Here is a 23,591-nt window from a genome sequence, read left to right as displayed (position 1 = left end):
CTCCGTCGGCCGGGGTCCGATCCGACCTGCACTGTTCCGCGGCGGCGTGACGAAGATCATCCGTACACGTGCGGCGACGGCCGGATGACGTGAGGATGACGACAAAGCATTGCGCCGCACGGTATTTGCATACCGACCGGTTTGCTCGGTGGTCAGATCGCAGTTGCAGCGGTGAGCCACTGCACGAGTGGGCGGAAAGCACGCCACGCGTCACGAACCTCGTCGAGAGTGCGCGTGCTGTCGAGCCACGGCGGCGACACATCGGTGCGGCCGGCGTGCAGCGCCCTGTGCCGAAGCAGTTCGATGCGCGGATGATCCGCGGAGAAGCCGCGGGGCCGGGTCTTCAGCCGGTCACCACCGATCTCGTAGCCGGTGCGGGTCAGACGGCGCACGAGCGTGTCCAGTCGGGCACCGCGGCGCTCGTCGTCGATCGCGGAGCGTAAGGCCGCGAGCTGAGCAGAACTGCCGTGATAGAACCCTCCGGCGATCCGCAATCCCGCAGCGTTGATCTCGACGTAGAACCCGACCCCGGGCCCGGTGGCGACGTAGCCGCCCTGGTGGGTCTTGTACGGGATCTTTTCTTTGCTGAACCGGACATCCCGGTACGGACGGAACACCTTGCCCGGGCCGAACTCGTCTTCGAGTTCGCCGAGCAGCGCAAGCATCGGGCCGCGCACGCAGTCGTCGTAGACGGCCTTGTGCGCGGCCCAGTATGGCTTGCTGTTGTCGGCCTCGAGATCTTCGTAGAAGTCCAGCGCCGCGACGGGGAATCCTGAGAACATCCCGTCAGTGTGCCGTGCCGGTGACGCCGGGTGTCAGGCGACGCCGTTGAAGAGCGACGTGACGGAGCCGTTCTCGAACACCTCGCGGATCGTCTGCGCAAGCAGCGGCGCGATCGAGAGCACGGTGAGCGAATCGAACTGCTTCTCCGGCGGGATCGGCAGCGTGTTGGTGACGATGACCTCCTGGGCGCCGCACGCGGCGAGGCGCTCGGCGGCCGGGTCGGACAGCACGCCGTGTGTTGCGGCGATGATGACGTCGCCCGCACCGGCCTCACGCAGGATCTTGACGGCGCCCGCGATGGTGCCGCCGGTATCGATCATGTCGTCGATGAGGATGCAGGTGCGTCCTTCGACCTCACCGACCACGCGGTTCGACTTCACCTGATTCGGCACCAGCGGGTCGCGGGTCTTGTGGATGAACGCCAGGGGAGCGCCACCGAGGGTGTCGGCCCACTTCTCGGCGACACGCACGCGGCCGGAGTCGGGGGAGACCACGGCGATGTTGTCGACGCCGTACTTACCACGGATGTACTCGGCGAGCTGGCCCTGCGCGTGCATGTGATCGACCGGGCCGTCGAAGAAGCCCTGGATCTGGTCGGTGTGCAGGTCGACCGTGATGATGCGGTCCGCGCCTGCGGTCTTGAGCAGGTCGGCGATGAGGCGGGCCGAGATGGGCTCGCGACCGCGGTGCTTCTTGTCCTGGCGCGCGTACGGGTAGAAGGGCAGGATCGCCGTGATGCGCTTGGCGGAACCACGCTTGAGCGCGTCGATCATGATGAGCTGCTCCATGACCCACTCGTTGAGCGGGAACGGGTGGCTCTGCAGAACGAATGCGTCGGAGCCGCGGACGGACTCCTCGAACCGGACGAAGGTCTCGCCGTTCGCGAAGTCGCGGGCGGTCTGCGGGGTCAGGGGGACGCCGAGTTCCTTAGCGACCTGCTCTGCCAGCTCGGGGTGTGCCCGGCCGGAGAAGAGCATCAGGTTCTTCTGGTTGTCGATCCAATTGGTCACTGGTCCTGGCCGTCCTTCTGACGCTCGTTTTCGTGCTGTGCTTGCTGTGCTTGCGACGCTGCCTCGGCAGCCGCGGTCCCAGCGCGGTTTCGCTGGACCCACCCCTCAATATTGCGCTGTGGCGCACCCGACACCGCGAGTGCCCCCGGCGGAACGTCGCGACGCAGCACCGTCCCGGCACCCGTGTAGGCCCCGTCACCGACGTTCAACGGCGCGACGAACATCGTGTCGGACCCGGTGCGGACGTGGGATCCCACCACGGTGCGGTACTTCTCCACCCCGTCGTAGTTCACGAACACGCTCGACGCGCCGATGTTGGAATGTTCGCCGATCTCGGCGTCGCCGACGTAGGTGAGGTGGGGAACCTTCGAGTGGGCGCCGATCTGCGCGTTCTTGGTCTCGACGAATCCGCCGAGCTTGCCGTGCGCGCCCAGTTCGGTGCCGGGGCGCAGATAGGTGAACGGGCCGACGGTTGCGTGCGCACCGATGGACGCTCCGGAGCCGTGGGTACGAATCACGGATGCCCCCGAACCCACCTGAACATCGGTGAGTGTGGTGTCGGGGCCGATCCGGGCGTCCTCCGCGATCATGGTGCGTCCGCAGAGCTGGACGCCGGGATGCAGGGTCACGTCGGGAGCGAGAACGACGTCTACATCCACCCACGTCGTCGTCGGGTCGAGGACGGTCACTCCGTTGCGCATCCAGCGCTCAAGGGTGCGACGGTTGAGTTCCGATGTCAGCGCGGCGAGCTGGACGCGGTCGTTGACACCGGCCACTCGGAGCGAATCGTCGGTGTGTACTGCGCGGACGACGTCGCCGTGGCGGCGCGCGATGCCGATCACGTCGGTCAGGTAGAGCTCACCCTGTGCGTTGTCGGTGCTCAGCTCGCCGAGCGCCGTCCGCAGCCGGGCGGCGTCGAATGCGTACACACCGGAGTTGACCTCGGTGATGGCGCGCTCGGCAGCGGTGGCGTCCTTCTCCTCGACGATCGAGGCGACGTCGCCATCGGTGGTGCGGATGATGCGTCCGTATCCGGTGGGTTCGCTCACCGTCGTGGTCAGGACAGTGACCGCAGCGGGCTCGGGATCGGTGTGGACCTGGAGCAGTTCGCCGATGGTGTCGGCATCGAGCAGCGGCACGTCGGCCGCGGTAACGACGACGGTGCCGGCGAAGTCCTCGGGGAGTTGCGTCAGGCCGCACTGGACGGCGTGGCCGGTTCCGTTCTGGGCGTCCTGGACCGCGAGGGTGATGGTGCGGCCGAGTTCGTTCGCGATGTCGGAGACGGCAGCCTCGACGCGTTCCCGTTCGTGCCCGACCACCACGACGAGGTGGGTCGGATCGATTGCGGACGCGGCATGCAGGGAATGCGAGAGCATCGAGCGGCCGCCGAGTGCGTGCAGGACCTTCGGAGTCTTGGATCGCATTCGCGTTCCCGCTCCGGCGGCCAGGACGATCATCGCGGTCTGCACTTGCATGTAGCTCCCTCGGCGCGGCGTGCGTGCGCACGCCCCGACGACGTGCGCACTGGAGCTCGTGGCTCCGGCAAATGTCCCCGCTCCGCCGCCAGGACTCGAACCTGAACTATCTGAACCAAAATCAGAGGTGCTGCCGATTACACCACGGCGGACTGCGACACCCTCGGAGCCCGAGCTCCGAAGTATGCGTCCCCGATCTTCGCATGCGACCGCACGAACGTCGAATGTGGGGGCCCGATCCGCGGGTGTCGCTAGGGTGGCACCGAGCAACCGAACGACGGTCTCGGTGTGATGCGTGAGGAGAAGGAGTCAGGTGTCGCGATCATCGCAACCCCCGGTCGAACGGAATCCGCGCACCCGCATGACCGGCACCCAGCGGCGGGAGCAACTCATCGAGATCGGCCGTGCCCTGTTCGCCGAGCGGGGATACGAGGGGGCGTCGATCGAGGAGATCGCGCAGCGGGCACAGGTGTCCAAGCCTGTCGTGTACGAGCATTTCGGAGGTAAAGAAGGCCTCTACGCGGTGGTCGTGGATCGGGAGATGACGATCCTGATGTCGATGGTCACCGAATCCCTGACACGCAACCGGTCGCGCGTCCGCGTCGAGCGGGCTGCTCTCGCCCTGCTCACCTACATCGAGGAACGCACCGAGGGCTTCCGCATTCTGGTGCGTGACTCGCCGATGGCGGCCGAGGAAGGCACCTACTCGAGTTTGCTCAACGAGGCCATGCGTCAGGTCGGCCAGTTGCTCACCGGGGACTTCTCGCGGCGCGGCCTGAATCCCGAACTCGCGCCGTTGTACGCACAGGCACTGGTGGGCATGGTTGCGACGACCGCCACGTGGTGGCTCGACGAGCGGACTCCTTCGAAGGAAGTGGTGGCCGCGCATCTGGTCAACCTGTGCTGGAACGGATTGACCCGGCTCGAGGCCGATCCGACGCTCGGAACCGACTGAACCACTGGACGAATGTTCATTGGAGTGCGCCGGTTTTGCGCCCTATGTGGTATGTATGCGGTCTGTCCTGGGGTGTTACGGTAGGCAAGACGTCGTCTATGAGGGGCGACATCGAGGTGCATGTGAGGCATACTTGCTGATTTCGTACCTGCCGTCGGCTTCGCTGGCTCAGCCGACACGGTCATCGAGCGAGGAGGCGGTGGAATGGGGCGCCAGGTTCGGGCGGAAGTAACGCGCGAAGCGGTACTCGGTGGCGCAGCGGAAGTCTTCGTGCGGCTCGGGTACGCCAATGCGAGCCTCAACGAGATCATCGATGAAGCAGGCGTCACCAAGGGCGCGTTGTACTTCCACTTCGGTTCCAAGGAAGAGCTCGCCCGCGGTGTGATCGATGCAGGCTGCGAACGATTCGCCGCTGCTGCGCGCAGCAAGATGGAACAGCGCGCGCCCGCACTCGAAACCGCCATCGAAGTGTCCGTCCTCAACGCCAGCCTGTCCGAATCCGACCGGATCGTGCGGGCGATGTTCCGGCTGATCGTGGAGATCGGTGACTACCACGGCAACGAGGTAGCCCCGTTCGGCTCGTGGTTCACGTCCATGCTCGAGCTCATGCAGCGGGCCCACGACGAAGGCGACCTGGAGCCCTCGATCCACGTCGAGGCGCTGGCGTATCTGCTCCTGCAGTCCCTGATCGGTGCGCGCACCGTGGCCGCCGCACTCAGCAGGAACGAGCAACTGACCGAGCAGATCGAATCGATGTGGTCGATCATGCTGCCCGCGCTCGTACCCGCAGACAAACTCGGCTATTTCCTCCAGTTCGTGTCGCGGCGGTTGCGCGTCTCGTAGGGTCGCGCTGTGAACTTCGGACCCTTCGGCGCGAAGCAGGCCCCGAGCGCACTTGCGCGCGTCATCGACGAACTCGGCCCCGACGCCGCGATCACCTTCTCGGCGGTGCCTGCACTCTTGACCGTCGGGCAAGCAGCGGAGGTCCTCGGCAGTTCACGGCATCATGTCGCACGACTGATCGACTCCGGCACCCTGCCCGCAGAGTTCCACGGCCTGCACCGCAGGGTGTCGCGTGCCGATGTGCTGGCCCTCGCCGAGCGGCAGAGCCGGATCCGCACCGAGGTGCTCGACAGCCTCGCCGAACTGTCTCGGCGAGAAGGCCTGTACGACGAGTTCTGACGAACTACGAAAGAGGGGGTGGCCGTGCCGGTCCGGGTGGTACTGGGGGCGACTGCGCTGGTCCGGCCACGAGTTCGTGACATCGCGTTGGCTTTTGCCGAAGACGGCCACTGCCAACCCTTCTGGAGTGACGGCATCATTGCGGAGGTCGACCGCCGGCTTCCCGCGGATCTGTCCCGCGCGACACGGGACTACCTGTTCGCCGAGCTCGAGCGCGCGTTCCCCGAGGCACGGGTGACGTGGCCGGCGACCGTGCTGCGGGAGGTGCCGTATGTCGTCGACCCCGCGGAGACACACATGATGTCGGTGGCGTTGCTCTCCCACGCCGACGCCGTGGTCACCCAGACTCCCGCCCTGGCCGATGCCCTCGAGCGGGTCGACGTCGAACCGTGGACCGCGGACGCATTCGTCACCTTCGTTCTGGACGCGGCTCCCGAGGCTGCGCAGCGCACCCTCCTTTCACTGGTGCGGCGCCGTTGGCTGCCATCGCAGCCCGACGCGTCGTCGTCTGCTGAGGCCGCCCCGGCCGATGCTCCCACCGACGCCGAACTGCTCGGTCGGCTCTCGGCATGGGCGGGGCGGGAACTCGGTCCCAGCTGCGCCGGGCTCCTCGCCGCCTATGCGGACGAGGCGCGCTTCCGGTAGCGCCGGGCCCTGGCCGTCCACACATGTCACCCCTACGGCATAGACTTGTCACGGTTTTCGTCTCACACTCAGGAGCGCTTTCCTTGTCCGCTGTGTCCCCGGCCGCCACCCCTCTGTCCGGATTGGCGCGGATCGCGCTGGCCGACGACCAGTTCCGGAAGGTTTCCGAACTCGCCGGATCCGCCGAGCAAGCACTGGTCGCGCCGCCAGCGGTGCGTCCGTTCGTCGCCGCAGCCCTTGCGGAGAAGGCCCCGCTGCTCGTGGTCACCGCCACAGGCCGCGAAGCCGATGATCTCACCGCCGAGCTCACGGAGATGCTCGGTGAGTCCGTCGCGCAGTTCCCGTCGTGGGAGACCTTGCCGCACGAGCGCCTGTCGCCGAGCGCCGACACCGTGGGTAAGCGACTGCAGGTGTTGCGCCGGCTGGCACGCCCCGACGACCGCGACCTCGGCTCCGAACTGCGCGTCATCGTCGCGACCGTGCGTTCTCTCGTGCAGCCCATGGCGCCCGGCCTCGGTGAAATCGAACCCGTGACCCTGCGGGTCGGCTCCGAGCACGACTTCGACACCCTCGTCGAACGGCTTGTCGAACTCGCCTATGCGCGCGTCGACATGGTCGGAAAACGCGGTGAGTTCGCTGTCCGCGGCGGCATCCTCGATGTTTTCCCGCCCACGGCCGACCACCCCGTCCGCGTCGAATTCTGGGGCGACGAGGTCACCGAGCTGCGGCCGTTCTCCGTCGCCGATCAGCGATCGATCACCGACGTCGAGGTGCCCACGGTCATCGCCACCCCCTGCCGCGAACTACTGCTCACCGAGACCGTCAAGGAACGCGCGGCGCAGCTCGCGAAGGACAATCCGGCCGACGCATCGCTGGTCGAGATGCTCGACAAGATGGCAGGCGGTATTCCTGTCGAGGGCATGGAGGCGCTCCTTCCCGTCCTGCAGCCCGGCGAACTGCAGCTGCTCACCGACGTATTGCCCGCCGGTACGCACGTGTTGCTGTGCGATCCGGAGAAGGTCCGGACCCGCGCGACCGATCTGATGCGCACCGGGCAGGAGTTCCTGGAGGCATCGTGGACGGCCGCATCGATCGGCGGTGCTGCACCCCTGGATGCGGGCAACCTCAAGGGCGTCGACGGCAAGCCGATGGATCTCGCGGCGTCGTCGTACCGGTCTCTGCGGCAGGTCCGCGAAGCCGCGCAGGCGAACGGCACCCCGTGGTGGACGCTGTCGCCGCTCGCGTCGGGAGCCGACACCGAAACGGTGCTCGATGTGCAATCGGCACCCGAGGTGCGCGGGTCCGAGGACCTGCTGTCGATGCTGTTCGTGAACCTGCGGGCGCACGTCACCACCGGTGGTCGTGCCGCGATCGTCGTTGCAGGCACCGGCACCGGGCTGCGTATTCTCGAGCGGCTCAAGGAGAACGAGGTCCCCGCGGCCAAGCTCGAACCCGGAGCCGAACCCGTCCGCGGGCAGGTCGGGGTCATCAAGGGTGCGCTGCACGAGGGGATCGTCCTCGCAGGCAACGGCGACAACCAGGTCCCCGGCCTCGTGCTGGTGACCGAAGCGGACCTCACCGGCAACCGTGTCACTGCGGTGGAAGGCCGCAAGTCCCCGGTCAAGCGTCGCAACCAGGTCGATCCGCTCGCGCTCACCGCCGGTGACCACGTGGTCCACGACCAGCACGGTATCGGTCGTTTCGTCGAGATGGTCGAACGCACTGTCGGCGGCGCCCGCCGCGAATACCTTGTGATCGAGTACGCCGCGAGCAAGCGTGGCCAGCCGGGCGACCGATTGTTCGTCCCGATGGAATCACTCGATCAACTCTCCCGCTACGTCGGCGGTGAACTGCCCGCGATCAGCAAGCTGGGCGGTTCCGACTGGGCCAACACGAAACGCAAGGCCCGCAAGGCGGTTCGAGAGATCGCAGGCGAGCTGGTTCGACTGTATGCGGCGCGTCAGGCGTCGCCCGGTCACCAGTTCGGCCCCGACACTCCGTGGCAGAAGGAGATGGAGGACGCCTTCCCCTTCACCGAGACACAAGACCAGCTCACGGTCATCTCCGAGGTCAAGACCGACATGGAGAAGCCGGTGCCGATGGACCGCGTGGTGATCGGTGACGTCGGATACGGCAAGACCGAGATCGCGGTACGCGCGGCATTCAAGGCAGTGCAGGACGGCAAACAGGTTGCGGTGCTGGTGCCCACGACACTGCTCGCGCAGCAGCATCTCCAGACGTTCACCGAACGGATGGCGGCATTCCCGGTGACGGTCAAGGGCTTGAGCAGATTCACCGACCCCAGCGATTCCAAGGAAATTCTCGCGGGCATGGCCGACGGTGAGGTCGACATCGTCGTCGGTACCCACCGTCTCCTCCAGACCGGGGTGCGCTGGAAGGATCTGGGCCTCGTCATCGTCGACGAGGAGCAACGGTTCGGCGTCGAACACAAGGAACACATCAAGGCGCTCCGCACCCACGTCGACGTGCTCACGATGTCTGCGACACCGATTCCCCGCACACTCGAGATGAGCATGGCGGGGATCCGCGAGATGTCGACGATTCTCACCCCGCCCGAGGAACGGCACCCGATCCTCACGTACGTGGGCGGGTACGCCGACAAGCAGGTGGCTGCCGCTATCCGCCGCGAGTTGCTGCGCGACGGTCAGGTCTTCTACGTCCACAATCGGGTCAGCTCGATCGACAAGGCCGCCAAGAAAATTCGCGAACTCGTCCCCGAGGCGCGGGTCGTGGTGGCGCACGGGCAGATGAACGAGGACACCCTCGAGAAGACCGTGCAGGGGTTCTGGGAACGCGAATTCGACGTGCTGGTGTGCACCACGATCGTCGAGACCGGACTCGATATCTCCAATGCCAATACCCTCATCGTCGAGCGTGCCGACGCGCTCGGCCTGTCGCAGCTGCATCAGCTCCGGGGCCGTGTCGGTCGCTCACGCGAGCGCGGCTATGCCTACTTCCTCTACCCGCCCGAAAAGCCGCTCACCGAAACGGCGTACGACCGGCTCGCGACGATCTCGCAGAATTCCGATCTCGGTGCCGGTATGGCGGTCGCGATGAAGGACCTCGAGATACGCGGCGCCGGAAATGTGCTCGGTGCCGAACAGTCCGGCCACGTCGCGGGCGTCGGTTTCGATCTGTATGTGCGGCTCGTCGGCGAAGCAGTCGAGGCGTTCCGCGCCGCAGCCGACGGCACTCCGATCACCACGGACGAGGCACCGAAGGAGGTGCGGGTCGACCTCCCGGTCGACGCCCACATCCCCGCCGACTACGTCACCTCCGACCGGTTGCGGCTCGAGGCATACCGGAAACTTGCCGCTGCCTCCGACGACGCGGCAATCAGTGCGGTGATCGATGAACTCGTCGACCGCTACGGTCCGCTGCCGGAAGAGGTGCGCAGACTCGTTTCCGTCGCGAAGCTGCGGTTGCTCGCGCGTGAGTACGGGCTCGAGGAAGTGGCGGTCACCGGCACGCAATTGAAGATCTCGCCGATGGAGCTTCCGGACTCGAAGCAGATGCGGCTCAAGCGCCTCTACCCGACGGCGCAGTACCGTGCCACGAGCGGCATCGTTCAGTTGCCGCTCCCGCGGACCGGCGGGATCGCATCCGATCGTGTGCGCGACGTCGAACTCCTCCAGTTCATCGCCGATTTCCTGCTTGCGATGGACGGTAAGCCGCAGGGGTCGGTGGATGTGCGAGTCGAGTCCGGGGCGCAGGTGTGAGCCGGCGATGACGGACACCGGGGACGCTCTGGGTAGAGCCGCCGAGGTGATGGACCGGCTCTGGTCCTTCGGCGGGTGGGAGGTCGCTCAGACGCACGAGAGCCTGCGGCGGTATCTGGTCGAGGAGACCTACGAGGTTCTCGACGCCATCGAGTCCGGTGATCCCGACTCTCTGCGTGAAGAACTCGGAGACCTGTTGCTGCAGGTGCTGTTCCATTCGCGGATCGCGGAGGCTGCGGGGGAGTTCACCGTCGACGACGTAGCCGCGACACTCGTCGCGAAGCTGGCTGCCCGCAGTCCGCACCTGACCAACGGGCACACCGGTCCACTCGACGTCGCCGAACAGGAAGCGGCGTGGGAGGCGGCGAAGGCGGCCGAGAAGGCGCGACCGTCGTGTCTCGACGGCATCGCCATGGCGCAACCCGCGCTGGCACTGGCCGACAAGGTGCTCGAGCGGGTGCGACGGGCGGGGTTGCCCGACGACCTTGTGCCGGATGGTCTCAGGTGCGTACGTGTCGGCGACTGCGGCGACACGGAGTCGGTGTTTCGCGCGGTCGTCCTGGAATTCGTCGCGGACATTCGTGCGGCCGAGGTCTCCGCAACGGGCGGCGGCGGTCAGGCCGGCCCACCACTCGATGCCGAGGCGTGGCGTCGCCACTGGCGTCGCTGAGTTCGATCCTAACGAGCCCGCGTTCGTCGAGGTAGCGAAGACGTAGAGATTTTTTCTCTCTTAAAAACAAACTCAAATACTGTTTTATGGCCTATTATCGTATCCACGACATGTTAATCACCGGGAAAGGCAAACTCCGGTCACCGAGTGTCGGGTTCGGACCAGCGGAATTTGCCACACGCGCCGGAGAGCGCCGTGCCCAGAGCAGATCGGAGTCCAGCATGACCCAGGTACGCCCGCCCAACGGGCTCGTGACCGGTGCGCCATCGGAGCGGATGGTCGACCCCACCGAACATTTCCGACCGGGAAGCCCCGCTCGATCGTCCAACGGCGTCGCCGGTACTGCGCGTCACGATCTCGTCGATGCTGCTCCGCCCGCGCAGAGACCCACCGTCAGCCTGATCATCCCGGTCAGAAACGAAGGACGGAACATCGCCTGGGTGCTCGAGCAGATCACCGACGACATCGGCGAGATCATCCTGGTCGACGGGAACTCGACCGACTCGACCCTCATCACCGCCAGTAGCTGCCGATCGGACATCAAGGTTGTGCCGCAGGAAGGCACCGGCAAGGGCAGCGCGCTCAGGACGGGATTCCTTGCGGCATCCGGCGACATCATCGTGATGATGGATGCAGACGGAAGCATGGCGCCCCAGGAGATCCGCCACTACCTGTACTTCCTCAACAACGGATTCGACTTCGTCAAGGGCTCGCGGTTCATCGTTGGTGGCGGTTCGCTCGACATCACCCCCTTCCGCCGACTCGGCAACCGGTTCCTGCTCACCGTCTTCAACACTCTCTACGACGCCGAACTCACCGACCTGTGCTACGGCTTCTGCGCATTCCACCGCCGCTACCTCGAGCTCTTGTCGCTTTCCGCGTCGGGATTCGAGATCGAGGCCGAAATGGTGGTGCACGCGATGCAGGGCGGTCTGCGCGTGGTCGAGGTTCCGAGCCTGGAAATGCCGCGCCGATCCGGCAAATCGAATCTCCACGCTGTCCGTGACGGGATCAGGGTGTTGCGCACCGTCCTCCGCGGACACAATTCCGGGATGTCCGGCTACGTCGCCCAAGCCCTGTCCCGCGGCGGCGCCCCCGAGCTCGCGAAGGAATGAGCCGTGCGGACACTGGTCACCGGTGCCGCAGGATTCATCGGGTCGGCTCTGGTCGAACGACTCCTCACCGAAGGACACCACGTGGTCGGCGTCGACGATCTCAGCTCGGGCACCACCGCGGATCTCGAACGTGTCCTGCTCCGAACGAAACCCGGAGCGGATCGATTCGTTCTGCTGCAGCGCGATATCCAATGTCCCGAACTGCTCGGCATCGTGGCCGGAGCGAATCCGGAAGTGATATTCCACCTCGCCGCACAGGTGGATCCCGCAGTGTCGGTGGCCGATCCGCAGTTCGATGCCCGCATCAACGTGCTCGGCACGATCAATGTCTGCGAAGCCGGTCGCCGGGCCGGTGTACGCAGAGTTGTATACGCGACATCGGGTAGTCCTCGGTGCGACGACGCGAGCCCGATTCCCGCGGTACGGAGTTCGTCTCCTGCTGCGGCCACACCCGGCGAGGCCGCCAAGCTGGCCGGTGAGCTCTATCTGAATGCGTATGCCCAGATGTACGGGCTGGCGCCGATCTGCCTGGCGTTCGCCGACGTCTACGATCCGCGCGAGGGGAACGGCGGGCGCGCCTACGCTACTGACGCCCGTGTCTGCGTCGGCGACACTGCAGCCCGCGTCTGCCTCGACGACGCTGTCGAAGCATTCGTCCGCGCGGGCCGGGCCCCCATGTCGGTCACCGGCACCTTCTGCATCCGAACCGGTGAGACCTGGGAGATACCAGCGGATTCAGGTGCCGACCTCGAGCGCACTGCTGCGGTCGGCCTGCACCCGGAGGGTGAGGAGGTCCGTTGTGCGTCGTGACACCACCGGCCGGCTTCTCACAGCCCTCAGGGCACCGCGAGGAGGCACACGACTCGGGCACCGCCTTGTCGCCGCCGCAACGACGGCGCTCGGAGGAGTGGCGATCGCCGTGAACAGTCCTCATCTTCCGGGGCTCCCGGATCGGCTGATAGTGGTGATGTTCGTCGTCGCAGCCCCGCTGATCGCACTCGTCCGGCTGCTACCGGGCATCAACGTCCTACTCGCTCTGATCGTCGGGGCCGCAGGCTCCCTCGTCATCAACGTGCTGATCGCACAGACGATGTTGACGGCCGAAGCCTGGTCGCCCCCAGCAGGTGTGGTCGCGGTAGGCCTCACCGCGTCCGTGCTGTGGCTGGTGCCGAACGATCACAACTCGCTTCCACATACGAAGGAAGATGTTCCATGACCGCCGCAATACCTCCGAGCAGTATGACCATGGATGTGGTGATCTGCGCCTACACGCTCGAGCGCTGGGACGACACCCTCGCTGCGATCGAATCGGTGCGGAATCAAACGACGCCGCCGCAGAAGATCGTCCTCGTCGTCGACCACAATCCCGATCTCTACGAACTCTTCAGCGCGGCCCTACCCGACGTGACCGTGGTGGAGAACCGGAAGCAACGTGGATTGTCCGGTGGCAAGGACACCGGTGTCGAGGTGGCCACCAGTGATGTGGTGGCTTTCCTGGACGATGATGCAGTGGCTCATCCCGACTGGCTCAGGCATTTCCGCGATGCCTACGTGGACGAGACCATCGTCGGCGTAGGAGGCACCACCCTTCCCTCCTGGGAATCCGGGCGGCCCCGATGGTTTCCGGAAGAGTTCGATTGGGTCCTTGGATGCACATTCACCGGGCGAGAGGCGGGACCGGTGCGGAACCTGTTGGGCGGCAATGCTTCATTCCGCCGCGAGGTCTTCTCGGTCGCGGGGGGTTTCCCGAGTCACATCGGCCGGACTTCGGAGCAGAGCCGACCCCTCGGGTGTGAGGAGACGGAGTTCTGCATCCGGGTGCGCCAGCATCGACCGGACTGGACCTTCGTCTTCGAACCACAGTCGGTGATCTGGCACCGCGTACCTGCTGCGCGAGAGACTTTTTCCTACTTCCGCTCCCGCTGCTTCGCCGAGGGTCTGTCCAAAGCGGCCGTCACGCGCAGTGTGGGTGTCGCAGATGGACTCTCGGCGGAACGTAGCTACACCGCACGCACCCTCACCCGAGGCGTGGCGCGGGGGCTGGGGGAGGCGCTCCGTGGAGAACGAGCAGGTATCGAGCGTTCGTACGCGATCTCGGTCGGTCTCCTTTCCGCGGCAGCCGGCTACGCGCGCGGGGGCGTGCCGCTCCGCAGGCGATCTGCAATGTCGGCGACGTCATGAACGAGTCGATTCCGGTCCTCATGTACCACTCGGTTTCGGAAGCCCCCACCGCCGCGACCCGTCGTCTCTCCGTCGATCCCGATGCCTTCGACCGGCAGATCACCTTTCTCGCAGAGAACGGCTACACCGGGATGACCTTCTCCCACCTCGCCGATGCACTGGCGAAGGATGGGCCCGTGTCGGAGAGAACGGTGGTGCTCACATTCGACGACGGCTACGCGGACTTCGCGCGGGTCGCCTGGCCGATTCTTCGGCGGCACGAATTCCCGGCGACGGTGTTCGTCACGAGCGGCTGGATCGACGACGCAGGCTCCAATGCAGCCGGACATCCGCTGGGACCGATGCTGAACTGGGCGCAGGTCAGGGAGCTTGCGAGCGAGGGTGTCGAAATCGGGGCGCACAGCCACAGCCACGCTCAACTCGACCAGTGTGGTGATGCGGCACTGTGCGAGGAGCTTCGCATCGGACGGATCCTCCTCGAGGAGTGCGTCGGCGCTCCCGTCCATGCGCTCGCCTACCCCTTCGGTTACTCGACCCCGCGGGTGCGGGTCGCGGCCAGAGCAGCCGGCTATCGGTGCGCGGCGGCCGTGCGAAATATTCGCGCCACTGCATCCGGTGACCCGTTCATGATCCCGAGGTTGACCATCCGCCGAAGTACCGACGACAACGACTTCGCGTCGATCATGCGCGGTGACAAGCAGTTCTACCTGCGGGACCGGGTTCTGACCGCAGGGTATGCGACCGTGCGCGGAGCCCGTCGTGTAGGTAAGCGGGTCGCGCGACATGGCTGAGAGCGTGCTTGCGATCGATCCGGGCGGCGGACCCACCGGCGATCGTGTTGTGGCCGAGCGGGCGGTCGGTGATCGGGGCAGCGGTTCGCTCTTCCTGCGGAACACCTATGCGCTCGTCCTCAACACCGGAATCACCGGCGCACTCGGCCTGGGGTACTGGATCCTCGCCGCGCACTTCTACGACGATTCGGATGTCGGTCGCGGATCAGCTGCGATCTCTGCGCTGATGCTGTTGACCGGGCTGGTGTCGGCCAACTTCGCGGGTACGCTGAACCGCTTCATACCCAAGACCGGCACGCGCACCGTCCGGGTCGTCGTGTTCGTGTACCTGCTCACCTCCGGAGTGGTCGCCGTACTGGCCGTCGCCCTGACCTTCGCGCTCGACATACTGGGCGGCCCGGCGTACGACATCCTGCGCGAGCCGAACATGCGACTGTGGTTCATCGGCGCGGCGGTGGTCGCGAGTGTGATCACGGTGCAGGACAGTGTCCTGACCGGATTGCGTGTCGCCGTCTGGGTGCCCGTGTGGAACGCGGCATTCGCCGTCGCGAAGCTCGGCTTACTCGTACTGCTCGCCGAGACGATGCCCCGTACGGGGGTCTTCTTCTCCTGGATCATCTCCATGTTCATCGTCGTGTTCCCGGTGAACCTGTTGATCTTCGGCAAGCTACTACCGCGGCACGTGCGCACGTCGACTCACGATGTCGCAGTGCGAGCTTCACAGGTCGGCCGGTTCTTCGCCGCCGACTACTTCGGAGCGCTACTGCAGTACGGCACGATCTTTCTCGTCCCCGTCCTGGTGGCGTTGCGGGTTGCTCCGCATACCTACGCGTACTTCTTCCTGGCCTGGTCCGTCGCCAACATGATGAACCTCGTGGCGATCAACACCGGTGTATCGCTTGCTGTGGAAGGAGTTTGTGCCCCTTCGCGTTTGGCCGACTACTGCCGCGCCGCGCTCATCAGGACCCTGGGACTGCTCGTCGCAGGTTTCGTCGCGGTCGGCCTCGCGGCTCCGTACGCCATGGGACTACTCGGCGACGGCTACCTCGACGCAGTGCCGCTGCTCCAACTGCTCGCCCTCGCCAGCCTGGCCAGCGCAGTGGTGGACATCTACCTCGGGACGCTGCGGGCACGCACCCGAAGCAGGCGGATCATCATCGTCCAATCGGCGCGAGCGACGGCAGTCCTGGGGTTGGTGGTGCTCCTGCAGCGGTACGACCAGGTATTCGCCCAGTTCGGCGATCCGAGGCTTACCGCAGTGGGCGTCGCGGTGTTGCTCGGTCAACTCGTCACCATGCTGACGGTGCTTCCGGATCTCGGCAGGCTCCTGAAGCAGCGCCCACAGCGCGACCCCCCGATCGAGACATACGAGGAGAGCGTATGTCCCTGATCGACGCGGACAAGCGCCGGTCCGATCCGGCCGATTTCGACCCACAGTGCACCGACACCGAAGCGCAGCCGCCGTTACCTCCGCAAGACCGCAGGCAACGGCTGCCCGTGGCGATTCTCTGCGTTGCGCTCGTCGTGGCAGTCGCGTTGTACCTGGCCGGGCTGCGCAACGTCGATCTGCAAGCCATGACCGGGCTCGGGCTGATTTCGGTTCTGACGGTATCGACCATGCTCGGGCCCGGTCTGATCGTGCTCGGTTTCATCGGCACGTTGTCGTTGAACCGCCGCCGCACCTGGCTACTCGGTATCCACCTGGTCCTGCTCGTGCTCATGCTGCACGGCATCACACTGCTGCTCGAGTCGGAGCCGCGGTTCCCGATCAGCTGGGTCCACATCGGATTCGTCGAGTTCATCGCCCGAACCGGAACCACCGCACCGGACCTCGACGCCCGATGGTCCTGGCCCGGCTTCTTTGCACTCGCCGCGTTCTGGGGCGGTTCGGGAGACCTGTCTGCGCTGCATGCCGCGGTGTCCGTGGCCTCGGTGGGCACCAACCTGCTGTATCTCGTCGCACTCGGGCTGCTGATGAGCCCACTCCGGATGTCCTGGCAGGCGAAATGGCTCGCGGCCATGTTCTTCTGTCTCCTCAACTGGATCGGGCAGGACTACTTCTCGCCGCAGGGCTTCGCGCTGGTGCTCTACCTGCTCTTCGTGGGCTTCCTCGTCGTCTGGTTCCGTACACCTCGTTCACCGTCGGGGGATGCCCCCTGGCCCTTGCGTCCGGGGAACAGGCTGTGGCGATGGGTTTGGGGTGAAGCATCGCGCGGGGAGCTGCCGCAGAGGAAGACAGATCCGTCGGAGCAAGTGGTGATCCTCGCCGTCGTGGTGGGTCTGTTCGCTGCCGCAACCGTCTGTCACCAACTGACCCCCTTCGCCATGATCCTGAGCGCCGCGGGGCTGGTCGTCGCGCGCCGATGCGTACTCCGGGGACTTCCCGTACTGCTCGTCGTGATCGTCGTCGCCTGGGTCAGCTATATGACCCAGGCGTATTGGGGAGGTCATTTCGGGGAGGTGATGAGCGGTGTCGGGAACGTCGGATCGACGGTGTCTGCGAACATCTCTGATCGGGCAGAACTCGGAAACCCCGAGCACCAATGGGTGGTGCGCGCCCGGATGCTCACGACGGTACTGGTGTTCGTGATCGCAGGCGTAGGGCTACTCCGGCGCCGGCGGCGAGGAATCGAGGACCGTGTACTACTCGTCCTGATCACCGCTCCGATCGGCCTGGCCTTCATGCAGAGTTACGGCGGCGAGATGGCGTTGAGGGTCTACCTGTTCGCACTTGCCCCGGCCTCGGTGCTCGTCGCGCTTGCACTGTTTCCCCGCCCGGTGTCGCGGCCCTCTCTCCTTGCTCGCTGCGCTGCATGCGCGCTCGGACTGGTCATGATGTTGTCCTTCTTCGTCACCCGCTACGGTAACGAGCCGTTCGAGCGCATCGACAGCGGCGCGGTGAGTGCAGTGGGATCGGTCTACGACCAGACCACCGACGACGTGCGGTTCCTCTACGTCACTGCGGTCCCCGAGCTCAACTCCACCCCGTTCATGCCGCTCGGTTACCGCGACGTGGAACGCGTCCACTGGTCGAACACGATGGCCCCCCTCGACCCGTCGGATGTGACAGGCGTGCTGCAGGCGCTCCGTGACAAGGGGCCGGACACCTACCTGATCACCACTCGAAGCCAGGAAGCGTTCGTCGAGCTCGGCCAGGGATACCCGCTGGGCTGGGGCGACGAGTTCCGCGCCTCGTTGGCCGACGCGCCCGGACTGCGAACGGTCGTGGAGAACCAGGACGCCACGGTCTATTCCCTCGACTGGCCTCCGGATGCCGAAGCCGAACACACGGCACTGATGTCCACCGGAGTGCAGGTGTGGCTCACGCCCTGGACCGGGGTCGGCGTGGCTTTCCTGATCTTGCTCGTGGGCACCTTGGGTGTGCGTGAGGCGTGGCGCCTGCGGCTCACTCCCGACAGATACAAACGTCTGCGCCCCCTCACCTTCGCTGCAATTCCACTGCTCATCGGATTCGTGCTCGTCGTTCTCGAGCGCTTCGCGATGTTGACGTCATGACGAAGAAGGAGCGAATCGCACCGCAACCGAACTCTCTCGACAGCGAGGAATTCATGTCTCACAACACTCTTTCCGGACCCGATATCGCTCCGGTCGCCATCGATCACACCGGTGACGTGGTGACGGATTTCGTCGCCGCGGCGCACGACCTGCCCGGCCACGCGGCTCTCGTGTACAACGGGTCCGTCATCACCTATGGGGACCTCGCCGCAAGGGTCCGTTCCACAGCATCGAGGTACCGCTCGATCCGGCCGGACGCTGGCGGGGGATCGGGCCGGATCGGCGCGGTCGTGTCGCACACGCCCGCCGTGGTGGAACATCTGTTCGGAATCCTTCAGGCAGGTGTCACTTACTGTCCGATCGACTCGGCGCTTCCCGGCGCCCGCAAACATTCTCTCGCCGCGGCCCTCGGAGTCGATCGTGTGATCATCGCCGATCTCGACGGCGGTGGATCGGACAACCGTGGGTTCGACGTGTCCGACAGCCCGGCAGTGGTGGAGGGCGACCTGTCGGGCCCTACCTGGCTCCCGGACGATCCGGCATATGTGCTGTGTACCTCGGGTTCCACAGGAACTCCGAAGCCGGTTGCGATCTCGCGGCATGCGCTGACCGTGACGGCACGCGCGCTGCGCGACCTCTTCGAACTCACACCCGACGACCGTGTTCTCCAATTCGCCTCTCTCGGCTGGGACACGTGTCTCGAAGAGATGGTGCCCGCATTGATCACCGGCGCAACAGTGGTGTTCGATGATGCGGCCCACATCGGATCGTTCCGGCCCTTCGTGCGCATGCTGGCCGAGCAGGCGATCACCATGATCGACCTGCCGACGGCGTACTGGCACGAACTCGTGCTCTACCTGCACGAAGAGCAGATCGGCTTGCCGGGCAGCCTCCGACTGGTGGTGATCGGGGGTGAACGGGTCGATCCGACCCGGTTGCGGCAGTGGCGAGAACTCCCCGTCGGAAACGTCGTGTTGCTCAATACCTACGGGTGCACCGAGACGACGATGGTGACCCACGCTGTGAGGCTCAGCGGCCCGGGCGCCGAACCCGAGGTCATGGCACTCACCTCCGACGCACCGATCGGGCGCCCGCTGCCCCACGTGCGCGATCACATCACCGACGACGGTGAACTCCTGGTATCCGGGCCATCGCTGGCAACCGGGTATCTGGGCATGCCGGAGCACACAGCGTCCGGGTTCCCCGTCGCCGACCACGGAACGGGACCGGCCCGGTGGTTTCGCACAGGTGATCTCGCCTCTCGCAGCGGGACCGGCCCGGTGTTCTCACGAGGGCGTGCGGACGACCAGCTGAAGGTACTCGGCGTCCGGGTGCATCCGGCGGAAGTCGAGGCGCAGTTGACTACACATCCCGCCGTCGCGGGTGCAGTGGTGGTCGGAGAACTGCTACTGGGACGAATGTCGCTGACGGCGTATGTGGTCCCGGCCGCAGGGACGCTACCGACGCCACGCGAGTTGAAGCGCTTCCTGCGTGAGCGGCTACCGAGCCAATTCGTTCCTGCCCGTGTGTATTTCGTTTCAGGACTGGAGTACACCGCCAGCGGAAAAATCGATCGATCGGCGACACAGCGTGCCGCACTGAACGGTGACCTCGAAGGAGCAGAACGATGAACTCTGACCATATTGTCCAGATCTTCCGCCGGGTCCTCGAGACCCCCGACGTCGATGCCGGTTCCGACTTCTTCGAACTCGGTGGTGATTCACTTCTGGCCACGCGGGTGCTCAGTGCCATTGCCCGTGATTTCGGAATCGAACTGCCATACGACGACTTCCTCGATGGGCCCACCGCGGAGCAGCTGACCGCCAAAGTGACGGCGGTCGCGTCGTGAACGGGACGCGCATGCGGGTCGTCGTGGTCGGTGCGGGACTCGCGGGGTTGACCGCCGCGGTCGATCTGGTGAACGCGGGCGCGGTCGTCACTGTCTTGGAGGCGCGAGATCGCGTGGGCGGCCGGATGCATGGAATTCCGGTGTCCTCGGGTATCTCAGCGGACGGAGGAGCCGCCTATCTGGGCGTGCGACACACCGAACTTCTCGCGCAGCTGCGCGAGTACGGACTCGGCGTGGCCTCCACCGAGATGGCTGGGGACAGCACCTTTCTGATGGCGGGGCAGCGGACAACCACGCCGGGTAGGGTGCCTCCGCTGGGGGCTGTCGCGCTCGGTGATCTGTTCGACCGGCTCGACGAGATCGTGGCGTCGGTGCGCACCGATGCTCCCTGGCTGAGCCCGGATGCGGAACGCCTCGACCGGATCTCGGTTGCACAATGGGCGGCCGACGTGATCGATCATCCGGATGCGCAGACCTTTCTCCCGCTGTTCCTCGGCGAGATGATGGCGGCGGACCCCGCGTCGATCTCCGTGCTCCACATGGCTTTCTACCTGTCGTCCGGCGGTGGGATCCGCTACCTCAACGCGTTCGAGGGCGGTGCGCAGCAATGGCGGATCGACGGGGGCTCGCACCTGCTGTGCGAGGCGCTCGCCGACCGGCTCGGTGACCGAGTGCGGTTGGATCGTCCGGTTCTCGCGATCGAACAGGATCGGGACGGAGTGACGGTGGCCTGTGGTCCGGACAGCGAGGGGATCTCGACCACGTACCGGGCCGATCGCGTCGTGGTCGCCATTCCGCCGCTGCTGGCGCAGCAGATCGAGTTCCGGCCAGGGCTACCCGAGCCGCGTGCCACGGCCGCGACCGGCCGCGGGTGCGCGGTGAAGGTACACCTGAGTTACCCGTCGCCGATCTGGCGGGACAGCGGCCTGTCCGGGTGGTCGGTGAGTGCGCAGGGGCCGTTGCTGTCCACCGTCGACGATTCGCCTCCGGATGAGTCCGTCGGCATTCTCACCGGATTCGTCACGGGTGCTGCGGCCTCCGCCTTCTCCGCGATGTCGGAGGCGGAGCAGCGGGAGGCAGCGCTGGCCCACACCCGCCGGCTGTTCCCGCAACTGCCGGCGCCGTCGCAGTGCACAGTGACCGATTGGCTGTCCGAGACGTACAGCAAGGGGTGCTATGCCGCCCTGTTCGGCCCCGGCGATTGGTTGCGGCTCGGACCGAGCCTGATCGAACCCCACGGCCGGGTGCACTGGGCCGGAACCGAAACGAGCCTGGAGTTCTTCGGGCTCATGGAAGGCGCGATCAGGTCCGGTCGTCGCGTCGCCGCCGAGATGATCGCGGCCGGAATTTCGCAAACCGATTCTCGGAAGGTTGTATCACGATGACCACATACATCGAACGCGAGAAGACCGGGTTCGCCTACGCCACCGATCAGCCGTACAGGTACGTGCGAAAGCAATTGATCGAGCCGGACTGGCGACGATATCCGGGATGGTCGGCCGTCACCGAATCCGAGTGGCGTGATGCACAATGGCAGCGCGCCCACTCCGTCAAGAACATCGCGCAGTTGCGCGCGGTGATGGGCGATCTTCTGGACGAGAAGTTCTATGCCGATCTCGCTGCCGATCAGCAGGAACGTGCGACGATGTCGATGCTGCTGCCGCCGCAGATGCTGAACACCATGACGCCGTCGGGCGCGACACGCCGCGGTTTCACCGAGGCCTTCTATGCGGATCCGATCCGCCGCTACATGTTGCCCGTACTCAGCGATCGTGATCCGCAGTGGATCTCGCATCCGTACGCCGAGCGGGATTCGTTGCACGAGAGCGAAATGTGGGCGACAGAGGGGTTGACCCATCGGTACCCCACCAAGGTTCTTGCCGAGCTGTTGTCGACCTGTCCGCAATATTGTGGACACTGCACACGGATGGACCTCGTCGGTAATTCCACACCGACGATCGGTAAGGCGAAGTTGGAGCTGCGGCCGGCCGACCGGCAGGAACGAATGCTGGAGTACCTGCGTGCCACGCCATCCGTGCGCGACGTCGTGGTCTCCGGCGGCGACGTGGCGAATCTTCCCTGGCCGCGGCTGGAGGCCTTCGTCGCGGAGTTGCTCGAGATCGAGACTGTTCGCGATATCCGCTTGGCATCGAAGGCTCTTGCCGGGTTGCCGCAGCACTGGCTGCAGGACAAGGTGGTCGACGGAGTTGCCCGTGTGGCGCGCACCGCCGCGGATCGAGGCGTCAATCTGGCTTTGCATACCCACATCAACCATGTGCAGTCGGTGACTCCACTGGTTGCGGAGGCCACGCGGGCACTGCTCGACGCCGGTCTGCGCGATGTGCGCAACCAGGGAGTGTTGCTGCGTGGGGTGAACGCCACCACCACCGACCTGCTCGATCTGTGTTTCGCCTTGCAGGGCGAAGCGAACATCCTGCCCTACTACTTCTACATGTGCGACATGATTCCCCACGCCGAGCACTGGCGGGTCGCGCTGTGGGAGGCGCAGCAACTGCAGCAGGAGATCATGGGTTACCTACCCGGATTCGCGACCCCGCGGATCGTGTGCGATGTCCCGTTCGTCGGCAAGCGCTGGGTTCACCAGGTGGTCTACTACGACCGGATTCGCGGTATCTCGCACTGGAGCAAGAACTATCGCACTGGATTGGACGGCATGGACGTCGATGCGTTGAACCGGGTCTATCCGTATTACGACCCGATCGACACACTTCCGCCCTCCGGGCAGACGTGGTGGCGGAACTCGTGCACCGTCCCGTGCGATGCCTCCGGAACGGTCTCTGCGCCATGACCGTGGAGCTTGCCCCGATCACCGACGCCGACCTCGGCGAGGTCGCGGACTTCTTGAGCGTCAATCACAATGACCGCGTGCCGTGGGAGTCGGCATGCGCGACGGTGCCGTGGAAGGTGGACGCTCCGAATCACGGATTCATGTTGCGCGACGGCCCGAATGTGGTGGGCACATTGCTGGCTCTCTACTCCCAGCGCCGGGTCGCGGGGCAAGTGGAGCGGTTCTGCAATATGGGATCGTGGTGCGTGTTGTCCGACTATCGGGCACGCAGTATGTCGTTGCTCGACGCATTGCTGGCGCAGGACGGATACCACTTCACCGTGCTCTCTCCCGACGACGGGCCTCGGGAGATTCTGTCCTGGAGGAAGTTCCGATTCCTCGATACGTCTGCGGCGCTCATCCCCAATCTCCCGTGGCCGACGGTGCCCTCGCGAACGAGGGTGAGTTCCGACCCGCAGGTCATCGCGCGCACGCTCACCGGCGTCGAGTTCGACCTCTACCGTGACCACGCACATGCGCTTGCTGCGCGCCATCTCGTGGTGCTCCGTGGGCAGGAATCCTGCTACGTCATGTACCGGAAGTGTCGGTACAAGGGCATACCGGTATTCGCCATCGTTCTGCATGTGAGTAATCCGGGCCTGTTCCAACGTGCCCTGATGCCGTTGACGCGACACCTGCTGGTGCGGCACGGACTTGTGGCGACGCTTGCCGAGCTGAGGCTGATCGAGCGTAGGCCACGGATGTCGTTCGAGTTGGACAGCTGGCCCAAGATGTACCGCAGTGCCGACCTGGAGCCTGCGCAGATCGACGACCTCTACAGCGAACTCGTGTGTGTCCCGTGGTAGCCGGGCACTGAATACGACGATGGGA

21 protein-coding genes and 1 tRNA gene are annotated in these 23,591 nt (G+C 65.6%); 18 read left to right on the top strand and 4 right to left on the bottom strand.

Annotated elements, in window-relative coordinates; all coding sequences use genetic code 11:
* Nucleotides 1-152: 152 nt before the first annotated feature.
* The 4 genes from HCA61_RS08875 to HCA61_RS08860 form a co-directional block, all read right to left on the bottom strand.
* A complete protein-coding gene (locus HCA61_RS08875; RefSeq protein ID WP_169687777.1) occupies nucleotides 153-782 on the bottom strand; it encodes a DUF2461 domain-containing protein in 630 nt (209 codons plus the stop codon).
* 33 nt (nucleotides 783-815) lie between these two features.
* Entirely contained in the window at nucleotides 816-1,793 is a 978-nt protein-coding gene (locus HCA61_RS08870; RefSeq protein ID WP_169687776.1) for a ribose-phosphate diphosphokinase, read from the bottom strand.
* Nucleotides 1,790-3,268, bottom strand: a complete 1,479-nt coding sequence (gene glmU, locus HCA61_RS08865) for a bifunctional UDP-N-acetylglucosamine diphosphorylase/glucosamine-1-phosphate N-acetyltransferase GlmU (protein WP_169687775.1) — start codon at nucleotides 3,266-3,268, stop codon at nucleotides 1,790-1,792. The genes HCA61_RS08870 and glmU overlap by 4 nt, the downstream gene beginning before the upstream one ends.
* 80 nt (nucleotides 3,269-3,348) lie before the next feature.
* Nucleotides 3,349-3,420, bottom strand: a tRNA-Gln gene (locus tag HCA61_RS08860).
* 209 nt (nucleotides 3,421-3,629) lie between these two features.
* On the opposite strand from HCA61_RS08860, the gene HCA61_RS08855 reads away from it, so the two are divergent.
* The 18 genes from HCA61_RS08855 to HCA61_RS08770 all read left to right on the top strand — a co-directional run bounded on the left by HCA61_RS08855 (nucleotide 3,630) and on the right by HCA61_RS08770 (nucleotide 23,566).
* Nucleotides 3,630-4,223, top strand: a complete 594-nt coding sequence (locus HCA61_RS08855) for a TetR/AcrR family transcriptional regulator (protein WP_054715858.1) — start codon at nucleotides 3,630-3,632, stop codon at nucleotides 4,221-4,223.
* Nucleotides 4,224-4,427: 204 nt separating this feature from the next.
* Nucleotides 4,428-5,066, top strand: coding sequence for a ScbR family autoregulator-binding transcription factor (locus HCA61_RS08850; RefSeq protein ID WP_169687773.1), 639 nt, complete (start codon nucleotides 4,428-4,430; stop codon nucleotides 5,064-5,066).
* A gap of 9 nt (nucleotides 5,067-5,075) precedes the next feature.
* Nucleotides 5,076-5,405, top strand: a complete 330-nt coding sequence (locus HCA61_RS08845; protein ID WP_169687772.1) for a helix-turn-helix domain-containing protein — start codon at nucleotides 5,076-5,078, stop codon at nucleotides 5,403-5,405.
* A gap of 18 nt (nucleotides 5,406-5,423) precedes the next feature.
* Nucleotides 5,424-6,050: a PIN domain-containing protein gene (locus HCA61_RS08840; RefSeq protein ID WP_247272872.1), complete on the top strand. Its 627-nt coding sequence runs from the start codon at nucleotides 5,424-5,426 to the stop codon at nucleotides 6,048-6,050.
* Between the two features lie 83 nt (nucleotides 6,051-6,133).
* Nucleotides 6,134-9,790, top strand: coding sequence for a transcription-repair coupling factor (gene mfd / locus HCA61_RS08835; RefSeq protein WP_240959046.1), 3,657 nt, complete (start codon nucleotides 6,134-6,136; stop codon nucleotides 9,788-9,790).
* Between the two features lie 7 nt (nucleotides 9,791-9,797).
* Nucleotides 9,798-10,460 carry a MazG family protein gene (locus HCA61_RS08830; protein ID WP_206039799.1) on the top strand — a complete coding sequence of 221 codons (663 nt, stop codon included), beginning with the start codon at nucleotides 9,798-9,800 and terminating at the stop codon, nucleotides 10,458-10,460.
* A gap of 221 nt (nucleotides 10,461-10,681) precedes the next feature.
* Complete coding sequence (locus tag HCA61_RS08825; RefSeq protein ID WP_240959045.1) at nucleotides 10,682-11,575, top strand: glycosyltransferase family 2 protein; 894 nt, start codon at nucleotides 10,682-10,684, stop codon at nucleotides 11,573-11,575.
* A gap of 3 nt (nucleotides 11,576-11,578) precedes the next feature.
* Nucleotides 11,579-12,385: an NAD-dependent epimerase/dehydratase family protein gene (locus tag HCA61_RS08820; RefSeq protein WP_169687769.1), complete on the top strand. Its 807-nt coding sequence runs from the start codon at nucleotides 11,579-11,581 to the stop codon at nucleotides 12,383-12,385.
* Nucleotides 12,375-12,791, top strand: a complete 417-nt coding sequence (locus HCA61_RS08815) for a hypothetical protein (protein WP_169687768.1) — start codon at nucleotides 12,375-12,377, stop codon at nucleotides 12,789-12,791. Before HCA61_RS08820 ends, HCA61_RS08815 begins: the two co-directional genes overlap by 11 nt.
* Nucleotides 12,788-13,756: a glycosyltransferase family 2 protein gene (locus HCA61_RS08810; protein ID WP_169687767.1), complete on the top strand. Its 969-nt coding sequence runs from the start codon at nucleotides 12,788-12,790 to the stop codon at nucleotides 13,754-13,756. Before HCA61_RS08815 ends, HCA61_RS08810 begins: the two co-directional genes overlap by 4 nt.
* Nucleotides 13,753-14,547, top strand: a complete 795-nt coding sequence (locus tag HCA61_RS08805; RefSeq protein WP_169687766.1) for a polysaccharide deacetylase family protein — start codon at nucleotides 13,753-13,755, stop codon at nucleotides 14,545-14,547. The genes HCA61_RS08810 and HCA61_RS08805 overlap by 4 nt, the downstream gene beginning before the upstream one ends.
* Nucleotides 14,540-15,937 (top strand): hypothetical protein, encoded by a 1,398-nt coding sequence (locus HCA61_RS08800; RefSeq protein WP_206039798.1) that lies wholly within the window; start codon nucleotides 14,540-14,542, stop codon nucleotides 15,935-15,937. The genes HCA61_RS08805 and HCA61_RS08800 overlap by 8 nt, the downstream gene beginning before the upstream one ends.
* Nucleotides 15,928-18,063 carry a hypothetical protein gene (locus HCA61_RS08795; protein ID WP_169687765.1) on the top strand — a complete coding sequence of 712 codons (2,136 nt, stop codon included), beginning with the start codon at nucleotides 15,928-15,930 and terminating at the stop codon, nucleotides 18,061-18,063. The genes HCA61_RS08800 and HCA61_RS08795 overlap by 10 nt, the downstream gene beginning before the upstream one ends.
* Nucleotides 18,060-19,694, top strand: coding sequence for an AMP-binding protein (locus HCA61_RS08790; protein ID WP_240959044.1), 1,635 nt, complete (start codon nucleotides 18,060-18,062; stop codon nucleotides 19,692-19,694). The genes HCA61_RS08795 and HCA61_RS08790 overlap by 4 nt, the downstream gene beginning before the upstream one ends.
* Nucleotides 19,691-19,912 (top strand): acyl carrier protein, encoded by a 222-nt coding sequence (locus tag HCA61_RS08785; protein ID WP_169687764.1) that lies wholly within the window; start codon nucleotides 19,691-19,693, stop codon nucleotides 19,910-19,912. The genes HCA61_RS08790 and HCA61_RS08785 overlap by 4 nt, the downstream gene beginning before the upstream one ends.
* Entirely contained in the window at nucleotides 19,909-21,297 is a 1,389-nt protein-coding gene (locus tag HCA61_RS08780; protein ID WP_346777521.1) for an FAD-dependent oxidoreductase, read from the top strand. The genes HCA61_RS08785 and HCA61_RS08780 overlap by 4 nt, the downstream gene beginning before the upstream one ends.
* A complete protein-coding gene (locus HCA61_RS08775; protein WP_169687763.1) occupies nucleotides 21,294-22,721 on the top strand; it encodes a lysine 2,3-aminomutase in 1,428 nt (475 codons plus the stop codon). The genes HCA61_RS08780 and HCA61_RS08775 overlap by 4 nt, the downstream gene beginning before the upstream one ends.
* On the top strand, nucleotides 22,718-23,566 hold the full coding sequence (locus tag HCA61_RS08770) for a hypothetical protein (protein WP_206039797.1): 849 nt from the start codon (nucleotides 22,718-22,720) through the stop codon (nucleotides 23,564-23,566). The genes HCA61_RS08775 and HCA61_RS08770 overlap by 4 nt, the downstream gene beginning before the upstream one ends.
* Nucleotides 23,567-23,591 lie beyond the last annotated feature (25 nt).

Origin of the sequence: Rhodococcus sp. HNM0563 (assembly GCF_012726195.1) — a bacterium.
In the GTDB taxonomy this organism is placed as follows: Bacteria; Actinomycetota; Actinomycetes; order Mycobacteriales; family Mycobacteriaceae; genus Rhodococcus.
This window is presented reverse-complemented; position numbering and strand designations above follow the sequence as displayed.